Here is a 17023-nt window from a genome sequence, read left to right as displayed (position 1 = left end):
TTTTATATTTTTTACATTATATTAATAATATTTAAATATTCATCTGTTATGATGTTAATGAAACCAATAAAGGAGCTGATTGATATGAATATGCCTAATTCTAGATGGGATGTACCTGATTCTAGTAAGATTGTGGCGAATATAAATGAAAAGGAATATCACTTTATTGTTCGTATACATCCACTTGCAGGAAAGATTATAGCACTGTTTGAAAATGGGAAAGAATATGGTTTGCTTGATAAGCAAATAGCTAGTAGGAATAAATTTATTAGGTCAGAACTTACTAAGTTGGAGCATTTCAACATAGATATTCTTTATGATAGTCCTGGGTGGATATGGATTGGCATGGATCAATATGGATTGCATGCAAGAGAGGCTACTAATAGCGAAGTAGAAGTTATTGTGAAGTTACAGGGGGATTAAGTTATTTAGACGTGTAAGAAGATCCTCAAATATAAGAGATACTTTGTGGGGTTGTGGGATAAGTTCCCATAACCTTTTTTGTTTTGTACTTAAAAATAAAAGAGTTAAATTTTTTGATAGCAGGTCTCTAATAGAAGAGACGAGACTAAAAGAGGATTTGAAATTATATAAAGAGAACTTATAAATTAAATATAATACTTTATAGAAAGAAGATGATAAAAATGAATAAAGAAGAACTTGTGAAACAACAATTTGGTAGTAATGCAGAGAAGTATGTGAAAAGTAAAATTCATGCAAAAGGACTGGATTTACAATATGTAGTTCAGCAAGTTGAAACTCGTCATAATAATCGTCTTCTTGATATTGCTACTGGTGGTGGACATGTTGCAAATTTGTTAGCCCCAATGTTTAAAGAGGTAGTCGCTCTTGATTTAACAGAAAAAATGTTAGAAAAAGCAAAAGGTTTTATAGAAGGGAACGGGCATGAAAATGTATCATTTGTAGCAGGAAATGCAGAAAATTTACCATTTGCTGATGAATCTTTTGATACAATTACATGCCGAATTGCAGCACATCACTTTGTTGATCCTTTGCAATTTATTTTTGAAGTAAATCGAACGTTAGAAGATAATGGATTATTTATATTAATTGATAACGTTTCACCAGAAAATAATGAATTTGATACATTTTATAACTTTATCGAAAAGAAGAGAGATCCGAGCCATGAACGAGCTTTGAAAAAAACAGAATGGATTACTTTATTAGAGAAGCATGGTTTGCAAATGCAATTATGTCATACTTTTGACAAGAAGTTCGATTTTGATTGGTGGTGCGATATGATGGATGTACCTATGCAAAAACGTGTAAAGTTAACAGAGTGTATGATGAAAACATCAAATGAAATGCAGGAATTCTTCAAAATTCAATTTGAAAACAATAAAATAGAATCGTTCTATACTGAAATGGCACTGTTCGTATGTAAAAAAAGTTCAACATTAAAAAGATAAATTTCTTGCAGTCTTTCTGATGTACGATATACTTAGTACAGATAAAATGAGAATTGAGGAATAGCAATAATGATTCGTGTACGTATTGAGGGAACTGAGGAAGAGATGCTTGAATTTTTAGAGAAAATGCCTGACATTCCTGGGTTTGAAAAAACACATATGAGAGAACCGAGAAAAGGGAATAATCCGAAATATGATTCAAGCAAAAATGTACTAGCATATTTATCGTATAAGAAGATTGAAGTCGCCAATAAATAGGCGGCTTTTTTAATTATCTCCGTTTCACCGCCTTGTCTTTTTTGCATAATAATGATAGTAGATTATGCTGGAGAGGGGTGAGAAAAGTTAATAAAAAAATAATCTTTTTCGGAGATTTTGGTATTGATGATGCAGTAACGTTAATTTATGCGAATAAAACATGCAAATTAGATATTATAGGTATCGTTGCAGAGTATGGAAATGTATCAAGAGAAATTGTAACGGAAAATGTTTATTTTTTAGAAAGATACTATGCTACAAAAGTGAAAATCATTAAAGGTGCCAGTAGACCGATGACAGCTGAAGAACCTTTATTTTTTCCTGAAATTCATGGGGAGCACGGTTTAGGTCCAATTATTCCACCGAAAATGAGAATTTGTGAAAGAGAAAATTTTTGTGCATTGATTAAATTAATTGAGCCTTGTCCAGAAGATATTATTATAGTGGCGACGGGACGATTAACAACACTTGCAACATTATTTTTATTGTACCCAAATTTAATGGATCGAGTATGTTCTTATTATATAATGGGCGGTGCTTTTCTATTTCCGGGTAATGTTACACCTGTATCAGAAGCTAATTTTTACGGCGATCCAATTGCCGCGAATATCGTTATGAAATATGCGCAAAATGCTACTATATACCCGTTAAATGTAACGCAAGAAGCACTTATTACTCCTGAAATGGTCGATACTATTGATAAAGAAGGAACAGGACAGGCGAAACTTATTAAGCCAATGATCGATTTTTATTACAAAAACTTTTACAAAAAAGAATATCCAGGTATTGCTGGGAGTCCGATTCACGATTTACTTCCGTTCATTTCATTTATAAATGATGATATTTTTGAATATAAAAAATCAGCAGTTTGGATAAGTACGACAAATGATGTAACGAGAGGGCAAAGTGTTGCAGATTTTAGAAGAATAGCTGAGCCAACGACGTTTGATAATCGTCCTATACAAAGAATTGCCGTTGAATTTAATTATCAAGCGTTTAAAGACGAATTTATGAGAACAATATTGAAGCCAGATTGTCCTTAATATGTTGAGCAGACTTGAATGATTTTCATAAGACGAATAACTTATGAAAAATGTAACATAACTAATGGTAAGCAATTGTTTCTGATTATAATTTTATTGTTCAAAAATAAAGGAGGTAAATATATGATTTGGTATTTAATCGTCGGTGGTATTTTAGGATGGTTTGCAAGTCTGATCACTGGAAAGGATGTACCGGGCGGTGTAATTGGTAATATTATTGCTGGTATTATCGGTTCTTGGCTTGGTTCGTTGTTACTTGGTAAATTCGGTCCTGTTATTGGCGGATTTGCAATTATTCCAGCTTTAATAGGTGCGGTCATATTAATTTTCATTGTGAGCTTCTTATTACGAGCTATACGGAAATAAATAGTAAGGGGCTGTTTACATTTGTGAGCAGTCCCTTTGTATTATGTTGTTTAATCTGTTATGCTACTTTTATACAATCAGGAGGTGTCAGCATTGAAATCATTTACAGTAAATTTTCATCAAGAGGATAATGCAAAGGCAACAACAGTATATAAATTAAGTGAAGAGGACTTCGATAAAGCAACAGAAAAAGGTACTCGTCATCTATTTGATTTAGATACAAACGTTGGTTTCTTCGTATTCTTTGATGCTGAAGATGCAGAAGGAAACGAGCAATACTTAATGTTACAATATGAAGGAGATCATGAAGAACCAAGTGCTTGCTACGGATTTGATTTGAAATTGTTCTATCAATTTTTAGCACTATACTTAAATGATCTTGAATTCCAAGGTGAAACAAATGAAGAAGAGGAAGAAAATGGTCCAATTCATCATTTAGCACATTTACTTTACCATATCGTTGAAGATGGTAAATCAATCGAAGTGTAAAAATACATATTTGAAGCTGTCCTTAAATAGGACAGCTTTTTTAATGTCCTAAGACGGAAGAACGTCTTTCTAGTGCAATTAAAAAGTATCCTAAAAAACTAGAAGACATTCGTATTATTTCGGATACAACTGACTCGGTTATTTTTTAGGAACATCATATATAGAGTATATGGTCCATACTTTCGGAGAAACGGAAGCACTTACTTTATGGACTAAAAATAATTTAAAGGACAGTGTTATGGAATGGTTGCAAAAGTGAATATGTTGAAGAGGGAGGCTGAAAATTATGAAAATATATATGAAAGTGCTTATATTGTTCCTAACTTTAACGTGTGTAGCGGCTTTAACCGCGTGTAATAACGCTGAGGAAAAGAAACAAACGAATTCAACATCAGAAAATAGTACAGAAAAAAAGAGCGATACGTCAGAAACGAGTAAAAAGAATGAGGACACCGCTCCAAAAACAGAGAAAAAACCTATGGAAAAACCAAAAGGTCAAGATTCGGTAAAACCTTCAACGGAGTCTAATACGAAGAATACAGTGCTTAATCAAAAATCAATTAACCATGTAAAAGATTTATTTGAGCAAGCGAAAGAAGGTAAAGTACCTGATGTACCATATGCAGCACATACCGGTGACATCGAGGAAATAGAAAAAGCGTGGGGAAAAGCAGATGAAACTGATCAAGCAGGGAACGGGACGTATGCGACTTTTACAAATAAAAATGTTGCATTTGGCTTTAATAAAGGATCACAAGTTTTTGACGTGCGATCTTACCATTCAGAACTTAAGGTGATTACGTTACAAGAAATAGAAAAGGCTTTAGGAAAACCGACGTCGATTAAAGTAAATGGTAATGACAAAATCTACGTTTATAAAGTAAATAACCAGTTTGAATTGAAATTCGTTATTCCAAATTCAACTGGTAAAGTACATCATATTTCTGTGTTTTCACCGGAGGATAGTATTAATAAAATGGCGGGTTAAATGAAAGAGCTGTTCCTATAGGGACAGCTCTTTTGCTTTGTTTCTTTCTAACGATTGAACAAAAACAGATTGAATGATACCGCCAATTATTAATAAGAAGGCACAAATATAAAATAGAGTACTACCGCTTAATTTGCTTAATAACAATGCTCCTACAAAAGGCCCGCAAGTTCTTGAAATATCCCAATGTATACCGTATATAGAAAAATATAATCCGCGACTATGACTTGGAGCTATTTGTGAAACGAATCGCAGTAAGTGATTCAATGCGATACTTTCCCCAATTACTAAAAAGAGTAATGTGAAGAATAATGACCATATTGTTGTGGAATAGCCGTAGCCAATCGCAGCTAACGTATAGCAAGTATAGGAAATAACAATGATTTTAGGCATAGAAAATCGTTCAGACCATTTCACAAGGAAAATCTGGAGAATAACTTCCATGACAGCTTTACAAGTTGAGATAAATACAAGTATGAATAGAAAATTTGGAAATACACTTTCAGCGAATATACGATAATTCGATTCGGTTTGAGCGTAGAAAAAACTAATCGGTAGCGTAGAAACCATGAGCCCAAATACAGCATAATGTTTCGAAATAAATTGTTTTGGCGAATATACTTCTTTCATTTTTTCATTGTCGCTTAAAAGTGGAGCAGTTTCAGGAAGCTGCGTCCAAACGAGAATAGCATATAGCGTAAGGGCTACACCTTGCAAAATAAATAAATATTCAGGGTGACTAGTATAGAAAAAGGCACCAATTAATGGTCCGATTACAGAGCCAATCGCTCCAGTAGTATGCAGAACAGCAAATATTTCTGCCTGTTGTTCTTTCTTCGTTAAGTCAGCGATTTGTGCGCGCTGTGCCGGAATATATAAAGAGCGGCCAATACCATTAACTACATACAATAAGGCGAAAAAGGCGACCGTTTCAGCAAAAACGAATCCGCTTACGGCAAAAGCTTGTAAAAGTAATCCGAGTAACATTATTTTCTTTCGGCCGTATTTATCTGTTACACCCCCAGCGATTAATGTAAACACAATATCAGCGAGAGGCTGTAATCCGAAAAGAAGCATTGTAACTATGACATTACCATTTAAAGCTTTATTAACGTGAACAATAAAAATGATAGCTAACATCGCCTCAGTCGTTCGGACTAACAATTCACCGAACAACCGAATGAGGATGGGCTTATTATAACGTTTTAAAAGGTGATTCATTTTTAATTCCTCCTCTCTATATTGAAATGATAAGATGGAAGCTAGAAATGAAAAAGGGTAGAATGAAAGAGGAAGATTTTTCATCTTTTAGGGGGCGTTTTATGACTATTTTGGAGCAATATATGCACCTTTGGCTCCAGTATGGAAAAGGGAGAGCAGAGGACGAAAGATTAGAAATAACAATACAAAATATATCTGAAACTTTATTTTGTACAGAGCGAAATAGTAAATTAATCATAAAAAAATTAGAAGAATTAAATTGGATTATGTGGTTTCCAGGCCGAGGGAGAGGGAATCGTTCAAAGTTGTTATTTCAAAAACATCCACTTTCTTTAATTTTAGAAAGAGGAAAAGAAATAACGAAACAAGGGGATGTAAAAAGCGGGAGTGCATTTATTGAAAGGTATAGCTCAGATTTCCCATCGCTTCAAACTCAATTTCAAACTTGGATAGATTCGATATTCGGTTATCAAGTTGAGAGGACGTCCCAAGGAAGAAAAGATGTGCTACGTTTGCAAGTGCAAATGAATCTAGATATTGCATTAGACCCTGTATACGCTACGATGCGTTCGGAATGTCATATGGTAAAACATATATACGACACATTAGTGTATGTAGACGGAAATACAAACAGTGTAGAGCCAAGACTTGCGTTTTATTGGGAATATGATGACCAGAAATATATATGGACCTTCTACTTACGAAAAGGTGTTCAATTTCATAATAAAAAAGAACTAACCGTTTATGATGTTGAACAGACATTTAAACGATTCTTGAAAGCGAAAAATAATCCACATGCTTGGATGTTACAGCACGTTGAAAGTTTACATATTCTTGATGACTATATTGTGCAGATTCGTTTATCTACAGATAATAAGTTGTTTTTACATGCTTTAAGTACAGAACAGTGTTCGATTGTAAATGAAGATGAAGACGGGAAGTTAATCGGTACTGGACCGTTTCGGTTATGTGAAAAGAATGAGGATGTATTCGTATTAGAAGCAAATGATTTATATTTTCGCGAGCGACCTTTTCTCGACCGAATTGAATTATGGAATGTAGAGCACAGAGTTAATACGTGCGATATATTAGCGAAAGCACGTTATAAAAATATAGAAAACCATCATAAAGAAGTATCTAGACTTGAGTCGAATGTAACTTACATTACGTTAAATACTGCAAAAGAAGGACCTATGCAAAATGTGATGTTTCGTAGAGCTTTATATAAAATTATTCATGGTAATAAAATTGTTGAAGAATTACAAGGAGAGCGCGGAGAAGTAGCGGAGGAATTAGTACTTACAAAGAACGGTACAATTCAAATTAACAGGGATATACATACACTTATTAAATGCAGCTCTTACCGTAATGAAACACTGCGATTATATACATTTACAGGGCAAGATCACGTTGAAGATGCGCATTGGATACAAAAAGAATGTGCAAAATACGGAATTAAAATTGATATTGAGTTTCTTGAACAAGAAGAGTTATTGCAAATGAGTACGATACAAAAGGCTGATATAATGCACGATAGTGCGACAATTAGCGAACGGATAGAAGATAGTTTACTATATATGTTTCTTACAAAAAACAGCTTTATTCATCAGCATAGCAATATAAACTTTAACGAAGTATTGCAGCCTTATTTTACAGAAAATCAATTAGAGAAACGGGTGACACTGTTACGCGATATTGAGGGCACACTGTTACGTGAAATACATATCATTCCTTTATATCGTAATAAACAGCGAGTAAGTTCACACGAAAAAATACAAAATGTAATGATTAATTCACAAGGCTGGATTGATTATTACGATATATGGTTTAAAGCTTGATATATAAAGGTTCTTATGCATTTTGATGAAATGCGTAAGAACCTTTTTTTATATAAAAAGGAGGTTTGTTTTACACGTTGTTACGCTACTTATTATAAAAGTCCGTTTACAGCGTAACAGTGTTATGTTACATTGTTATCAGGAAGGAGTGTTATACAGTTGAGTACAGATTTAATTTCAAAAAAAGATTTATTAGAGTTAACTGGTATTTCATACGGACAGTTATATAGGTGGAAGAGAAAAAATTTAATACCGGAAGATTGGTTTGTACGGAAGTCAACGTTCACAGGCCAGGAAACATTTTTTCCGAAAGAAAAGATATTAGAACGTATTGATAAAATCCAAACGATGAAAGAGGATTTATCCCTTGATGAATTAGCAAATATGTTTTCACCGAGCGTGACAGAAATTCTTTTAACAAAGGATGATTTGTTACGTAAGGGTATTGCATCAGAACCAGTCTTACAATTTTTTATAGAACAAACGAATAAAACGGCAGAGTTTCAATTTGCAGATATTCTTTACGTGTATATGTTAGAAGAACTTCTTCAATCAGGAGACGTTAGTTTAGAAGAGGGGAAAATGGTCTTACAAGTATTAAGTGAAAATTACGAAGCGATTAAGCATAAAAATTGTGATGTAATTATCGTTCGAAAGTTAGGGATTTCTACATGTTTCTTAGTTTCAAATGTGGATGATTTAATTTTTGAAAAGGGAACAAAAATTGTTTTACGTGAAGCGATTACGAAATATACCGAAGCATTAAAAACTAAACTGTTGTAGTGGAGGAGAAATCATGCGTACAGAAAATTTAATTATAAACGGTTACGGTACATCGAATGGCGGTGAGTTTCACAAAGTACAGCTAAACGGAAAAGGAACTGTTAATGGAAACGTTAAATGTGAGCAATTTGAATGTAATGGTTACGGTGCAGTTACTGGTGATTTGAAAAGTAGTAATGCAATAATTAGCGGATCGGGTAAAGTTGATGGTACAGTTAGCGCAGAAATGATGCGAATCGATGGGAAAGCGACAATTACACAAGATGTAAAGGCGAACAGTTTAAAAATTGCAGGAAAAGGTACGATAGGTGGAAATGTCACCGGTGAAGAATTTAAAATCAATGGCCAAGCGACGATTGATGGTAATTGCGAGGTTGATGTTTTTTCTTCAGAGGGACAGTTTACGGTAGGTGGTTTATTAAGCGCAGATGAAATTAATATTAATATTCACGGTACATGTAGAGCGAAAGAAATTGGCGGTCAAACAATTAAAGTAAGACATAGATTGAGTACTTTTAGTAAACTTTTTAAAACAGTATTTGGCCTGCAGTTAGAGGCTGAATTGTTAGAAGGTGACAATATCGATATTGATTATGCTCACATTAAAACGGTAAGAGGAAACAATGTTACAGTAGGACCGAACTGTGAGATTGATCTTATTGAATATACAGGTGTACTTAATGTTGATAAAAACGCAAGTGTGAAAGAAATTAAGCAGGTTTAAAGGAAGGGAGCAATCGATATGGAAAATCAACATAGTCTTACTGTAAATGGATCAGGTAGCTCGGCAGGTGGAGATTATAATAAAGTGAAGATTCGCGGTGAAGGAACAATCTCTAATCATATGAGTTGTAATGATTTTAAAACGTATGGTACGAGTGAAGTACGTGGCAATATGAAAGCGAAAAATTATGTCGTGTATGGAGATAGTGAAGTACAGGGGAATATGGAGGCGGAATATGTAAAAGTATATGGCAATGCCCAAGTACAAGGTGACGGACAAATTAATAAAATAAAAGTTAGAGGTATGATAGAATTTAAAGGGAAGCTATCCGGTGATTTCGTAGATGTGAAAGGCGCTTTAAATGTGAAGGGAGATATAGAAGTAGAGGAATTATTACTAACTGGTGGTCTTGAAAGTGATGGTTTGCTTAATGCTGAAAATATTGAAATCTCACTTCGTTATGAAGGAAGTAAAGTGAGAGAAATCGGTGGGAAAAAGATTACAGTACGTAAAAAAGCGAGATTTATTCCTTTTACAAGTCATGCAGGGAGCCTTCAAACATCAATTATTGAGGGGGATGATATTTATTTAGAACATACAATAGCAGACGTAGTAAGAGGAAATCATGTTATAATTGGCCCTGGCTGTGAAATTAGTGTTGTAGAATATCATACTAGTTTTAACCAAAAAGGGAATTCAGTCGTAAAAGAACACAAACAAATATAAGTAGTATGAGGGAGAGCAAGAAATATGGTTGAGAAGAATAATAAACTCGGCTTCGTTGTTGCCGGTTTATTGCTGGGTATCTTAATGGCATCAATGGATAATACCATTGTCGTAACAGCAATGGGAACGATTGTTGGTGACTTAGGAGGTCTTGAAAACTTTGTATGGGTTGTTTCTGCCTATATGGTTGCAGAAATGGCAGGTATGCCGATTTTCGGTAAGTTATCAGATATGTATGGTAGAAAGAGATTCTTTATTTTCGGTTTAATCGTCTTTATGATTGGTTCGGCACTTTGTGGTACTGCTGAAAATATTACACAGTTAGGTATTTATCGTGCCATTCAAGGTATTGGCGGCGGGGCACTAGTGCCGATCGCATTTACTATCGTTTTTGATATTTTCCCTCCAGAAAAGCGCGGGAAAATGGGTGGTTTATTCGGAGCAGTATTTGGTTTATCAAGTATTTTCGGGCCACTACTGGGCGCATATATTACGGATTATATTAGCTGGCATTGGGTGTTTTATATTAACTTACCACTTGGAATTTTAGCACTTATTTTTATTACATTATTTTATAAAGAGTCACGAGTTCATAGAGAACAAAAGATTGATTGGTTTGGCGCAATTACTTTAGTTGGTGCAGTAATTTGTTTAATGTTCGCCTTAGAATTAGGCGGACAAAAGTATGATTGGGATTCTAGCTTTATTTTAAGTTTATTTGCTGGGTTCGCTATTTTAGTAATTGCTTTTATTGTTATTGAACGAAAAGTAGAAGAACCAATCATTTCATTTGAGATGTTTAAACAACGTCTATTCGGAATGAGTACAATTATTGCCTTATGTTACGGGGCGGCATTTATGTCAGCAACTGTGTACATTCCGTTATTTATTCAAGGTGTATACGGTGGTACGGCAACAAACTCAGGATTATTGTTATTACCAATGATGTTAGGATCAGTAGTTACAGCGCAGTTAGGTGGATTTTTAACATCAAAACTTAGCTACCGAAATATTATGATTATTTCTGCTGTAATTATGCTAATCGGATTATTCTTATTAAGTACATTAACGCCAGAAACAAGTCGTATATTATTAACAATTTATATGGTTATTATCGGCTTTGGAGTTGGTTTCTCATTCTCTGTACTAAGTATGGCTGCTATTCATAACTTCGGTATGGAGCAACGCGGGTCTGCGACTTCAACTAGTAACTTCATTCGTTCATTAGGTATGACACTTGGTATTACAATCTTCGGAATGATTCAAAGAACGGGTTTCCAGGATCAATTAGAAGAAGCGTTTAAAGGTATGAGCGGGGGAATGAATACAAACGCTTTAGGAGATTCAAGAGCCATTTTATCAGAATCGGCTAGATCTCAAATTCCGCCGCAAATATTAGATAAAATTATTGACGCTCTTTCTAGTTCAATCGTTCAAACATTCATGTGGGCATTGGTACCAGCTGGTTTAGCATTCGTATTCATTTTCTTTATGGGAAATGAACGCATGGTATATAAGAAAGAACAAAACAAGGTGAAAAGTGAAACATCAAAAGCGTAAAGAAAAAGCTCCTTTCAATTTTGAAAGGAGCTTTTTCTTATGTACGGAGTCGAATTAGCCTTCGATAATTTCGTATTCTTCGTCTTCTAATAATAAAATGTGTGTTTTCTTACCTTTGTTTTGAACTTCGATTACATCATATGTACCTAAGTCTCTTAGCTTGCTTTGAGAAGCGTTAACCATAACTTCCATAGAATCAATTAAGATATCTTCTTCAATGTATGATTCAGGCAATGCCATATCTTCAGTATCTAATACACATGCGTATAGATTTTGTAGGTTTTCAGCAGTTGGATTTTGTTCCTCAACATCAATAATGTTTTTTACTGCTTCCATATTTTCTTCTTTTACTTGATATACTTTAATTTTAGTCATTGTTTTAATCTCCTTTATAACGTAATCGTAGAGGCTGCAATTCATCCCGCAATAACGAGCAGTAGACTCCCGCCTCAAGGTGAAGAAGCAAATGATGAGGACGGCCGGGAGATAACTGCCCGTAAGAGCCCGATTGGTGAGGGCTAACCATTAGTAGGAGATAAAGCTCCCCGCTAATAGAAGTTTCACTTTATTATAACGCTTTTTTGTTGAAAGATGAAATTGTTATATGCATTTATAGTGAAAAATATATTTTATTACTTATTTGAGGAACGATTAGTTTCTTAATTTGACAGGCATATGTCTGTATACTTATCTAGACTAATATTAGAGTTATATTGTCCAAGCTTTTCTTACATGCCTTTCATATTATATTTATTAGGTAAAACATATAGGAAAGGAATGGAGAATCAGTGGATTGTGAGCCGAAACGTGATTGTGGGTGTTGTCAAAATAGTATATGTGAATTTTTGAAAAGTTTAAATCCTTATTCTAGAGTTGAGAGTATCGTAATAGGCGGAAACGAAATAGTTGTATCCTATTTTATTTCATTTAATGAGATAAAAGGTATAGTGTCGTTTGCACAAGAAGACAGTGAGGTAATATTTGTAGATTGTTCAAGAATTGATGCGATTCGAATAGGGAAAGTTTGTAGTTGTAAAACGAAAGTTAAATTTATTGAAGAGGAATTCAGTTTACTTGGAAATGTTTGTCCACATTGTTTAACTGAGGGAAGTACACTATTCTTCGATTTTAATAATCCTGAATTAAGTTTATCTTTACAGACAACAACGATTGATCCACCTAGATGTATTGAATTTGTAGATGAGCTTGGGAATGTAGTAAAGCAAATTACTATAGTAGGTGAAGCGATTGTTTCTAAAGATTTCGTTCCGGTACCTGAACTGTTAGATTTTCGATTAATCTTATCGGATACAGCTGGGAATCCTTTGAAATTCGGATTGCTATTTATTAATTTCCCTGATATTACGTTTATCATTCTTTTCGCATCAAGGGGATACCTCAATATAACGAACTGTTTAAAAATAGAGAGTGGAACAGGTAATGTCGAAATAGAAGAGATGAAAAAAGAGATTATTAACGACAGTAGTATGATGTACAATTCAATTATTAAGTTAACTAAACTATATATAAATGGTGAGACGGAATCTTATACTTCTAAGAAGGAGGTATAACGTATCTATTTCAATTAATTCTCATACACTACACTATGCTATGTATGAGAGTTGTTACATAAAATATATTAATCGATTAAATGTATCTTGGATCCCATCGCTCTAATTCTTTAAATTTTTACTGAAACTGAGTAAAGTTTGCAGAAAGTAGGAATATTAATTCTAAATTAATGAGTAGATAAGTATGTAGCATGTTTTTATAGGAAAATCATTTCAATAGAATTAGATGTTATAATAAATTTGCATTTACGTATAATTTATAATTATTTGATATTTGAAGGTTGAGTTTCATAGACAGTTACTTAGATAATAAATAAGTGTGTATAAAAATACTAATAAAAGTTAACTCATGAAAATGTTGAGCCTAGTTGATTTTAAAGAAAGCGGGAATGTAAATGATATATGAAGCAAATATACATACAAGAAAAAAATTAGTTTCTATGTTCGAGGATTTTAATAATGTTGTTCTTCTTTCTTATTTACAAGGGCATATGGGTAACGCGTGGGTGAACGATCTTGAAAATCCGAAAGTAGCACAAATTACCGTAGGGATTTTTACATTTTACGCTGGAGACTCAAATGCGAAAGAAACAGAAGAGTTATTGCGTAACATTCCTGAAAGAATTTTAGTAATCGTTAATAGTGATGAGTGGAAAAAGCGTTTAGAAAGATTCCATGAAAGAAAAATAGATAAGTTTTTACGATATAAATTTAAAAGAAATGCAGAAATGTTTAATCGCTTAAAATTACAATCTTTTATAACTGCACTTCCAAAAGGATATGAATTAAGAAAAATAGATGAGCATATCGCAAATGATCCAACATTACACAACGTTTCTGAAGATTTTACAAGCCAATTTCGATCGATTGATGATCACGTAAATCGAGGTACAGGTTATTGTATTTTGTATAATGGAGAAGTCGTATGTGGTGCATCATCATATAGTATTTATGATGATGGTATTGAAATTGAAGTTGCTACTGATCTTGATCATAGAAGAAAGGGATTGGCAACTGTAGTTAGTGCAGCATTAATATTGGATTGTTTAGAAAATGGGAAATATCCAAACTGGGATGCAGCCAATAGCACTTCTGCTAAACTAGCTGAAAAATTAGGATATGTTTTTGATAAGGCGTATGATACTTATTTTGTGAATAATAGGTAAATAAACGGTGTGTGTACAAATTATAAAACGTCATAAGGTTAGCCAACCTTATTAAATTAATGTTTATTAGACTTGTTTTCTATAATCGCAAATATAAACTATCCGAAGGTGATTTTACCAAAGTTAAAGGCATTGAAACAGATGTTAATTAATGAAGTTAAGGGAAAGAATGACAATCAGATTGGTTCTATTAGAAGAATTGATAAATTCTATTGATAAATTTGAAAAAAAGAAACAATATCAATGGTAAGATTGAGGGAGTTCGCAAAATTTTGGGTATAAAAACCGACTTTTTTAAGTCGGTTTTTATTTTTTTACTAATAGAGTACCGCCAATATTGATTTTTTGTTGTATAGATAGTATTAAGTGAAAAAGATTACTCTTCCATTGCTATTGAATATAATGAACACATCAGTTCCTACGTCCACGATGAGGGTTCAGAAATTCTCTTTTTATATAGGTAGATACATATAAAGGCTCAATATATTTAGTTGTGAGTGTTTAACTAACAATAAAATTGCTATTTTTTTTGTAAATGATGAAAGTAACTATTATATGAACCCACGCATTAATAGAATAGATACATATACAGTATAGAGAGTTAAAAAACTCCAAAATATTGTATAAAGGAGATTATAAAATATGAGCGAACAATGCCCAATTAATGTACCATGTCAGGTAGATGGACAAACTCAAACGCCATTAAGTGATGCAGCTGCAACACCAATTCTTACTCCAGGAGCACCGATTGTAAAAATACCAGTTGTATTAGCAGAAAGAACAATTCAAATTGTTGTAGAATCTGATATTTCATTAGATCCTCCAGCAACTGAGATTAAACGTGTGCTAAAAAACGTATTTTTAACACAATGTAAGTTAGTTCCTGTAGCATTTACTCCGGTAGTTGGTACACCTTACCGCCGAGTTACAAGAGCAAAATTATTTGTACAAGGATATATTCGTAAAAATATCGAATATGCAAATGATGAGTGTAATGGAGTGCTATATGATCGTATTGCAAATGTTCCATTTTCTGGTTTTGCAGATTTAACAGCAGCAGATTTTCTATCACAAGCTTTAGTAGCTTCTTCATCAGATACTACATCTCACTTTATTAATCCTAAAAATGGTGATTTACCACGTTTAGACAAATACTTCTTCGAAAATACAGTTTTTTATAATGAACAACCATATTGTGAATTAGTAAGCGCTCAATTTTTCGAATTAGACTTTTCCCCTTGTCCAACAGAATTAAACGAGCCATTTGGAACTCTTCGTGAAAAAATTGTACTAGACCTTACTTTAAAAGTTTTACAAGTACAACAAGTACAAGTATAAAACTAAAAAAGCATTGTCTTTATTAAAAAGACAATGTCTTTTTTATTATTATAAAACATATATAATGATGAAATGGTCGCGGGCAAATAAAATATTTTTATGGATTTCATCAGATGGGGGGATGGTGATGGATAAGCCATGGGTTGGTAAGGGAATATGGAACAAAGTTTACAAAGGAAAAATGCTAAATGCTCAAGATGATTCGCGTGAAATAAGAGAAAAAAAGAAAAGTAAAGAAACAGAGTCAAAAAAAGAAGATAAAGCAATTGAATTAGAGAAAGAAAGTGAAGAAACTGAATTAAAAAAAGAAGATAAAGCGAAAGGATTAGAGGAAGACGAGGTGAAAATTGAACCAGTAAAAGAAGATGAAGAAACCGAATCAGAGAAAGAAGAAATAGTAATTGAATCAAAGAAAGAAAGTGAAGAGATTGAATCAGCAAAAGAAGATGAAGAAACCGAATCAGAGAAAGAAGAAATAGTAATTGAATTAAAGAAAGAAAGTGAAGAGACTGAACCAGTAAAAGAAGATGAAGAAACCGAATCAAAGAAAGAAAGTGAAGAGACTGGATCAGCAAAAGAAGATGAAGAAACAGAATCAGAGAAAGAAGAAATAGTAATTGAATCAAAGAAAGAAAGTATAGATTCAGGATTAAAAATAGAAACTTCAGTGCGTTCAATAATAGTGAAAACTCCATTTTCTATTATTTCGGATGTGACTAGTTTTATAAAATTTCCTAATATTAATGTAAAAAAACAAGAAGCATTTGTATTTCGTAATGAAAAAGATGCTAGGGGTCGTGAACTGGATGCTAAGTTATTAACTACAGTGCAACATTATCATGGAGAAGTTAATTGTAATTTAGTTTCTTCAAACCTTCATGAAAAGAGAGTGCTTTTAGAATTTTCTAATCAAAAAGTAAAAGGGGATATGGAAGAGAATTGGGTGGACACATCTTCGTGGATTCCTATCCACGGTATAATATTAGAGAAGGAAGATGAAGCAGACGTAAATAATTATATAACTGGGAAACTACCAATAGAAATAGGGAGATATAAAGGTGAAATTAGCTTACAAGAAAAGGTGGTATTTAAAGAAAAAGTTATAGGAATAAAAGAGGTATCACAGGAAATTATTTTGACCAAAAAAGAATTCTTATTGCCAAAAATAATAAAGAAAGGACATAATCCATCTATAATTGAAAAAGGGAGCTTATTTGTAGAGGGATATATATTTCAATGTATTGAATTTATTTCAGAACAAAGTACATCTCATGATAAGCTCTATCAGTTAATGCAAAATATTGTATTGGAATTGACTATCCAATTATTGCAAGAAAAGGAAGTTCGTGTGCGGATTACATAAATGATCATATCTCCATTAATTAGCTAAAATTTTTTTCAGGAGTATGTAATAGAGAAACTTAAAAATAGTGCTAGCAAGTTTACAAACGAGCTAGCTAATAAAGGGGTGGGAAAAGATGTGAACTATAACTGATGGGGCGATTGAAAATACTAGTTATTA

Annotated in this window: 18 protein-coding genes and 1 pseudogene; 17 read left to right on the top strand and 2 right to left on the bottom strand. The window is 33.2% G+C overall.

Going from position 1 to position 17023, the window contains the following annotated elements; all coding sequences use genetic code 11:
• Positions 1-84 precede the first annotated feature (84 nt).
• The 8 genes and pseudogenes from EXW56_RS13695 (at position 85) to EXW56_RS13665 (ending at position 4574) form a co-directional block, all read left to right on the top strand.
• A complete protein-coding gene (locus EXW56_RS13695) occupies positions 85-423 on the top strand; it encodes a hypothetical protein (RefSeq protein WP_002200178.1) in 339 nt (112 codons plus the stop codon).
• Between the two features lie 221 nt (positions 424-644).
• Positions 645-1430 carry a class I SAM-dependent methyltransferase gene (locus EXW56_RS13690; RefSeq protein WP_215556991.1) on the top strand — a complete coding sequence of 262 codons (786 nt, stop codon included), beginning with the start codon at positions 645-647 and terminating at the stop codon, positions 1428-1430.
• A 69-nt stretch (positions 1431-1499) separates the two neighbouring features.
• Positions 1500-1688, top strand: coding sequence for a DUF3970 family protein (locus EXW56_RS13685; protein WP_002110407.1), 189 nt, complete (start codon positions 1500-1502; stop codon positions 1686-1688).
• Positions 1689-1765: 77 nt separating this feature from the next.
• Complete coding sequence (locus EXW56_RS13680) at positions 1766-2731, top strand: nucleoside hydrolase (RefSeq protein WP_215596633.1); 966 nt, start codon at positions 1766-1768, stop codon at positions 2729-2731.
• A gap of 123 nt (positions 2732-2854) precedes the next feature.
• Positions 2855-3097: a GlsB/YeaQ/YmgE family stress response membrane protein gene (locus tag EXW56_RS13675; RefSeq protein ID WP_002110405.1), complete on the top strand. Its 243-nt coding sequence runs from the start codon at positions 2855-2857 to the stop codon at positions 3095-3097.
• A 93-nt stretch (positions 3098-3190) separates the two neighbouring features.
• Entirely contained in the window at positions 3191-3586 is a 396-nt protein-coding gene (locus tag EXW56_RS13670; RefSeq protein WP_002200181.1) for a hypothetical protein, read from the top strand.
• A 115-nt stretch (positions 3587-3701) separates the two neighbouring features.
• Positions 3702-3845 (top strand): annotated as a pseudogene (locus EXW56_RS27655) (aminopeptidase); the annotation flags it as partial.
• A 24-nt stretch (positions 3846-3869) separates the two neighbouring features.
• A complete protein-coding gene (locus EXW56_RS13665) occupies positions 3870-4574 on the top strand; it encodes a YjgB family protein (RefSeq protein ID WP_215558615.1) in 705 nt (234 codons plus the stop codon).
• A gap of 15 nt (positions 4575-4589) precedes the next feature.
• Here the strand turns inward: EXW56_RS13665 and EXW56_RS13660 are convergent, their stop codons facing one another.
• Entirely contained in the window at positions 4590-5795 is a 1206-nt protein-coding gene (locus tag EXW56_RS13660; RefSeq protein WP_215556989.1) for an MDR family MFS transporter, read from the bottom strand.
• Between the two features lie 62 nt (positions 5796-5857).
• Between EXW56_RS13660 and EXW56_RS13655 the strand changes: the two genes are divergently transcribed.
• The 5 genes from EXW56_RS13655 to EXW56_RS13635 all read left to right on the top strand — a co-directional run bounded on the left by EXW56_RS13655 (position 5858) and on the right by EXW56_RS13635 (position 11426).
• Positions 5858-7633, top strand: a complete 1776-nt coding sequence (locus EXW56_RS13655; protein WP_215597576.1) for an SgrR family transcriptional regulator — start codon at positions 5858-5860, stop codon at positions 7631-7633.
• Between the two features lie 159 nt (positions 7634-7792).
• Positions 7793-8416, top strand: a complete 624-nt coding sequence (locus EXW56_RS13650) for a YhbD family protein (protein WP_002161451.1) — start codon at positions 7793-7795, stop codon at positions 8414-8416.
• A 13-nt stretch (positions 8417-8429) separates the two neighbouring features.
• The gene (locus EXW56_RS13645; RefSeq protein ID WP_215556988.1) at positions 8430-9140 is read left to right on the top strand and encodes a polymer-forming cytoskeletal protein; all 711 of its coding nucleotides are present in this window, start codon (positions 8430-8432) and stop codon (positions 9138-9140) included.
• An 18-nt stretch (positions 9141-9158) separates the two neighbouring features.
• The gene (locus EXW56_RS13640; RefSeq protein WP_002200186.1) at positions 9159-9866 is read left to right on the top strand and encodes a polymer-forming cytoskeletal protein; all 708 of its coding nucleotides are present in this window, start codon (positions 9159-9161) and stop codon (positions 9864-9866) included.
• A 24-nt stretch (positions 9867-9890) separates the two neighbouring features.
• Complete coding sequence (locus tag EXW56_RS13635; RefSeq protein WP_215556987.1) at positions 9891-11426, top strand: MDR family MFS transporter; 1536 nt, start codon at positions 9891-9893, stop codon at positions 11424-11426.
• A 54-nt stretch (positions 11427-11480) separates the two neighbouring features.
• Here EXW56_RS13635 and EXW56_RS13630 read toward each other — a convergent pair whose 3' ends face one another.
• Positions 11481-11801 carry a hypothetical protein gene (locus EXW56_RS13630; protein WP_002200188.1) on the bottom strand — a complete coding sequence of 107 codons (321 nt, stop codon included), beginning with the start codon at positions 11799-11801 and terminating at the stop codon, positions 11481-11483.
• Positions 11802-12214: 413 nt separating this feature from the next.
• Here EXW56_RS13630 and EXW56_RS13625 point away from each other — a divergent pair, with 413 nt between their 5' ends.
• The 4 genes from EXW56_RS13625 to EXW56_RS13610 all read left to right on the top strand — a co-directional run bounded on the left by EXW56_RS13625 (position 12215) and on the right by EXW56_RS13610 (position 16864).
• Positions 12215-12997, top strand: a complete 783-nt coding sequence (locus EXW56_RS13625; RefSeq protein WP_215556986.1) for a BC_2878 family exosporium-associated protein — start codon at positions 12215-12217, stop codon at positions 12995-12997.
• Positions 12998-13392: 395 nt separating this feature from the next.
• Positions 13393-14163: a GNAT family N-acetyltransferase gene (locus EXW56_RS13620; RefSeq protein WP_215556985.1), complete on the top strand. Its 771-nt coding sequence runs from the start codon at positions 13393-13395 to the stop codon at positions 14161-14163.
• A 642-nt stretch (positions 14164-14805) separates the two neighbouring features.
• Positions 14806-15501: a CsxC family protein gene (locus EXW56_RS13615; protein ID WP_215556984.1), complete on the top strand. Its 696-nt coding sequence runs from the start codon at positions 14806-14808 to the stop codon at positions 15499-15501.
• 127 nt (positions 15502-15628) lie between these two features.
• Positions 15629-16864, top strand: a complete 1236-nt coding sequence (locus EXW56_RS13610) for a BC_2427 family protein (RefSeq protein ID WP_215558613.1) — start codon at positions 15629-15631, stop codon at positions 16862-16864.
• Positions 16865-17023 lie beyond the last annotated feature (159 nt).

Origin of the sequence: Bacillus mycoides (assembly GCF_018742245.1) — a bacterium.
GTDB classification, from domain to species: domain Bacteria; phylum Bacillota; class Bacilli; order Bacillales; family Bacillaceae_G; genus Bacillus_A; species Bacillus_A cereus_U.
Note: the sequence above shows the minus strand (reverse complement) of the source record. Positions and strands in the feature narration are given on the sequence as shown.

What these genes read in the sequence shown, in the direction of transcription:
- EXW56_RS13695 (WP_002200178.1), top strand. Translation starts at nt 85, where the DNA reads ATGAATATGCCTAATTCTAGATGGGATGTACCTGATTCTAGTAAGATT.
- EXW56_RS13690 (WP_215556991.1), top strand. Translation starts at nt 645, where the DNA reads ATGAATAAAGAAGAACTTGTGAAACAACAATTTGGTAGTAATGCAGAG.
- EXW56_RS13685 (WP_002110407.1), top strand. Translation starts at nt 1,500, where the DNA reads ATGATTCGTGTACGTATTGAGGGAACTGAGGAAGAGATGCTTGAATTT.
- EXW56_RS13675 (WP_002110405.1), top strand. Translation starts at nt 2,855, where the DNA reads ATGATTTGGTATTTAATCGTCGGTGGTATTTTAGGATGGTTTGCAAGT.
- EXW56_RS13660 (WP_215556989.1), bottom strand. Translation starts at nt 5,795, where the DNA reads ATGAATCACCTTTTAAAACGTTATAATAAGCCCATCCTCATTCGGTTG.
- EXW56_RS13655 (WP_215597576.1), top strand. Translation starts at nt 5,858, where the DNA reads ATGAAAGAGGAAGATTTTTCATCTTTTAGGGGGCGTTTTATGACTATT.
- EXW56_RS13645 (WP_215556988.1), top strand. Translation starts at nt 8,430, where the DNA reads ATGCGTACAGAAAATTTAATTATAAACGGTTACGGTACATCGAATGGC.
- EXW56_RS13640 (WP_002200186.1), top strand. Translation starts at nt 9,159, where the DNA reads ATGGAAAATCAACATAGTCTTACTGTAAATGGATCAGGTAGCTCGGCA.
- EXW56_RS13635 (WP_215556987.1), top strand. Translation starts at nt 9,891, where the DNA reads ATGGTTGAGAAGAATAATAAACTCGGCTTCGTTGTTGCCGGTTTATTG.
- EXW56_RS13630 (WP_002200188.1), bottom strand. Translation starts at nt 11,801, where the DNA reads ATGACTAAAATTAAAGTATATCAAGTAAAAGAAGAAAATATGGAAGCA.
- EXW56_RS13620 (WP_215556985.1), top strand. Translation starts at nt 13,393, where the DNA reads ATGATATATGAAGCAAATATACATACAAGAAAAAAATTAGTTTCTATG.
- EXW56_RS13615 (WP_215556984.1), top strand. Translation starts at nt 14,806, where the DNA reads ATGAGCGAACAATGCCCAATTAATGTACCATGTCAGGTAGATGGACAA.
- EXW56_RS13610 (WP_215558613.1), top strand. Translation starts at nt 15,629, where the DNA reads ATGGATAAGCCATGGGTTGGTAAGGGAATATGGAACAAAGTTTACAAA.